Annotated in this window: 5 protein-coding genes; 3 read left to right on the top strand and 2 right to left on the bottom strand. The window is 70.2% G+C overall.

Features of this window, described 5'->3' with window-relative positions; translation table 11 throughout:
* Positions 1 to 226: metallophosphoesterase family protein (locus CVO76_RS00545; RefSeq protein ID WP_208740317.1), on the bottom strand; the 226-nt coding region annotated here is incomplete at its 3' end.
* 177 nt (positions 227 to 403) lie between these two features.
* Between CVO76_RS00545 and CVO76_RS00540 the strand changes: the two genes are divergently transcribed.
* The 3 genes from CVO76_RS00540 to CVO76_RS00530 are packed head-to-tail and all read left to right on the top strand — an operon-like array spanning position 404 to position 2646.
* The gene (locus CVO76_RS00540) at positions 404 to 1066 is read left to right on the top strand and encodes a DUF6766 family protein (protein WP_208740316.1); all 663 of its coding nucleotides are present in this window, start codon (positions 404 to 406) and stop codon (positions 1064 to 1066) included.
* A gap of 49 nt (positions 1067 to 1115) precedes the next feature.
* On the top strand, positions 1116 to 1994 hold the full coding sequence (locus CVO76_RS00535) for a putative protein N(5)-glutamine methyltransferase (RefSeq protein WP_208740315.1): 879 nt from the start codon (positions 1116 to 1118) through the stop codon (positions 1992 to 1994).
* A gap of 58 nt (positions 1995 to 2052) precedes the next feature.
* Positions 2053 to 2646, top strand: coding sequence for a hypothetical protein (locus tag CVO76_RS00530; RefSeq protein ID WP_208740314.1), 594 nt, complete (start codon positions 2053 to 2055; stop codon positions 2644 to 2646).
* 555 nt (positions 2647 to 3201) lie between these two features.
* On the opposite strand, the gene CVO76_RS00525 is transcribed toward CVO76_RS00530, so the two are convergent.
* A complete protein-coding gene (locus tag CVO76_RS00525; RefSeq protein ID WP_208740313.1) occupies positions 3202 to 3516 on the bottom strand; it encodes a hypothetical protein in 315 nt (104 codons plus the stop codon).
* Positions 3517 to 3696: the final 180 nt, after the last annotated feature.

The following is a 3696-nucleotide window of genomic DNA, read 5'->3' as shown; positions in this document are numbered from 1 at the left end:
GCCACTCGGGCGTCCCGCTCGGCAGGAAGTCGTCCCAGTTCCCACGCACCGTCACGGCGCAGTGCAGCCGGCTCAGGCGCACGCACTCGGAACCGCGCGGCCCCTTCCCTGCCACATCACCCAGGTTGTAGACGGTGGTGATGCCGCGCCGCCGGAGGTCCTCCAGGACGGCCGTGAAGGCGGTGACGTTCCCGTGCAGGTCCGAGATCACCGCGACGCGTTGCATGCCGTCAGACTATCCCTGGCGCCGCCCTCCCCGGGAAGACACCAGCCGGAGCCCACGGGAACGGCGCCGATGCAACCGCGGATGCCGCCCGGGTTCCGCTTGCCGCCCCGTCGCCGCCTTTCCTAGCGTTGAAGTGACGCGGACTGCGCGGGATCGATCGGAAGGACGGGTGCCACGATGAAGCATTGGATGAGGGATCACGGGCTCCTGCTCGCGAACCTCGCACTGTTCCTGTTCTCCTTCGTCGGGATGGTGCTCAGTGGGGTGCTCCACTACAACGAGGAACAACTCACGCACGGCGAACCGACCGTGACACCGGCCGGATTCCTCGCGACGGGTGATTTCCTCGAGGCGACCTTCGAGAACTGGGAGTCGGAGTTCCTCCAGATGGGCATGTACGTGGTGCTCACGGCCTACCTCTTCCAGCGGGGTTCCTCGGAATCGAAGCTGCCGGACAAGCACGAACCGCAGGACGACGACCCGCAGGATGCGGCAGGCGACAAGGACGCCCCGTGGCCCGTCCGGCGCGGAGGACTGGCCCTCACGCTCTATGAACACTCGCTGTCCATCCTGTTCTTCGCACTCTTCGCGGCATCCTTCCTCCTGCACGCGGTCGGCGGCAGCGAGGCGTACAACGACGAGCAGGCAAGCCACGGGCAGCCCGGGGTGTCGGTGCTCGGCTATCTGGCAACCTCGAGGTTCTGGTTCGAGTCGTTCCAGAACTGGCAGAGCGAATTCATGGTCATCGCCGTGATGGTGGGCGCCTCGGTCTACCTGCGCGAGCGGGGCAGCGTGGAGTCCAAGCCCGTGGCGATGGCACACAGCGACACCGACACCTGATCCCCGTTATCCTCGTGGTGCCAGGCCGCCTCCGCCGAAGGGCCGTTCCATGCAGCACTCCGCCCCGACCCCCGTCGGAACCCGCCCCACCGAGGCGGAACTGACGGTGCGGCTGCGCTCGGCAGGATGCGTGTTCGCGGAGGACGAGGCCCGCCTGCTCGCCGGGAGCGGTGCAACGGACGAGGTCCTGGCAGCCATGCTGGACAAGCGCCTGGCCGGCTTCCCGCTCGAGCACATCCTGGGCTGGGTGGACTTCCGGGGGCTGAGGCTGGAGGTGGGCCCGGGCGTGTTCGTGCCGCGCCAGCGGTCCGCGTTCCTCGTGGCGTGCGCCGTCGAGCTGACGGCGGCCGGCGCTACGGTCCTCGACCTCTGCTGCGGGTGCGGGGCGCTCGGGGCCGCGCTCGCCGACGCCGTCGGGGGCGTGCGCCTGCACGCAGCCGACATCTCGTGTGCCGCCGTCGACCTGGCTCGCCGCAATCTCGCCCGCTGGGACGCGGCGCTCTACGTGGGCAACCTGTTCGATCCGCTTCCCCTGACCCTGAAGGGCTCCGTCGACACCCTGCTCTGCAATTCCCCCTACGTGCCGTCCGCGCGGGTGCAGACCCTGCCGGCCGAGGCGAGGGTGCACGAACCCCTGGCCAGCCTCGACGGCGGACGCGACGGCATGGCGGTCCAGCGGAGGGTCGTCCGGGAGGCCCGGCAGTGGCTGGCACCGGGTGGACACCTGCTGTTCGAGGTCGGGGAGGACCAGGAGCAGCACTGCGTGCGCCTGCTCGAGGACGGGGGTTACCAGGCGTGGTCCTGCACCCTCGAGGAGACCGGCGCCACCGTCGTCGTCGGACGCCGGCCGCTGGACCCGCACCGCACCCCTGGCGCCGACGGGCGTGTCCACCCTGGGGACGACGTGCACCGGCGCACCACTGGTTAGTCTCGGAGGACCCGTCCCGCCACCCGTGCGGGACCCGGACCGACGAGGACAGGGCGGCATGGATCTGGCATACGGCGTGGAGCGCTTCACGGTCACGCAGAAGGTGACCTTTCTGGTGAACCGCTACGAGATACGGACGGCCGGTGCGGACGGCCGTCCCGGCGACCTGCTGGCCTTCGCCCAGCAGAAGCGCGCCGCCTTCAGGGAGCAGGTCAACTTCTACCAGGACGAGTCGCGGCGGCTTCCCCTGTTCTCCTTCCGGGCCCGGCAGCGGCTGGACATCGGCGCGACCTATGACGTCCTGGACGCGGACGGGCGGCCCATCGGCAGCTTCCGCAAGGACTTCGGCGCATCCCTGCTGCGCTCCACCTGGCACCTCGAGGCCTCCGGCATCCAGGCGACGGGCAGCGAGCGCAGCGTCGGGGTGGCCCTCGGCCGGCGGCTCTGGGAGATGCTGCCGGTCCTCGACTCCCTGCCGTCACCGTTCAGGTTCCACTTCGACTTCCTGGATCCGGCGGGCACGCTCCTGCTGAGCTCGGAGCGCGGCCAGTCCCTCCGCGACAGGTACCTGGTCACCGTTCCCGGCGCACGGCTTGACGGGCGGGTTGCTGCGGCGATGGCTGTTGCGCTCGACGCCCTGCAGGACCGGTAGGCCGGTTGGTGCCCTCGACGGCGGCGACCGCCCGCCCGCGTGCCGTCGCCGAGCAGGTCCGGAAGGTGTGGACGCCCGCTGGGCCGGAGCCGCTGTAGGGGGCGCGGCAGCAGGAGTCGGAACCGAACATCGCCAGGTCGTCGATCAGTTCGTTGACGGCCTGGGAGACGCAGTCGCGATCGTCGGCCGGCAGGACCATCAAACCGTGGAGGTAGGCATCGACCTCGAACCGGCCGATCGAACCTCCCATGTTCAGGAAGTGGTCCCAGACGATCGCCAGGGACAGGTCCGCGTGCCTCATCGCGGTGGCGGTACACAAGCCTTGCATAGGGGGATTCCTTCGGGCGGCCCGGACGGGGGCGGGAAGCCGCTCGGTGTCCACCACCCGACGGGCAGCGCGGCAGGGTTCCTCCGGCAGCCGGCTTCCTGACCGCCCATGGAAGCTCCGGCGCCTGCCGGGCATCCTTGCTCCGTCCATTCTGGCACCCGGGTGGCGCTTCGTGCAGGACTTTTTCTGCACTGGACGACCCCGCGCCCCGATGCTGGGCGGTCCGGTCACGCAGGCGGCCGCAGTGCGGACAGCACGACGACGACATCCGCCCCGTACTCGGCGTCCATCCGCGTCTGGACGGAGCCGTCGTCGTACACCACCGTCACCGTGAGGTAACCGTCGTGCAGGTCACCACCCAGTACGGGCAACCCACCGGTCCCGAGGATCTCCTGCTGGATCCGCTCGAGCTCGTCCGGGCTCGCAGGGCCCTGCCGACCCTCGGCGAGACGCGGGTCCTCGACGGGCAGGGCGTCATAGAGGGACAGGGGGATCGGCTCTCCGGTCCGCGTGAACACCGCGCCGTTCCAGGTGCCCGTCACCGCATACGCGCCCTAGGTCACGCCCGACGCCGACTCGGACTGCGGCGCCAGGGACCAGTCCCAGTTCTCGATCGGGGGTCCGCTGCACTGGGGCGGGTAGGACTCCATCACGCCGCCGAGGCAGAACTGCGGTGGTGCGTCCGCGACCTGGAGGACCGTGCCCTGGCCGATGACCGCCCC

The sequence above is a fragment of the Arthrobacter agilis genome, from assembly GCF_002953615.1.
Classification (GTDB): domain Bacteria; phylum Actinomycetota; class Actinomycetes; order Actinomycetales; family Micrococcaceae; genus Arthrobacter_D; species Arthrobacter_D agilis_B.
This window is presented reverse-complemented; position numbering and strand designations above follow the sequence as displayed.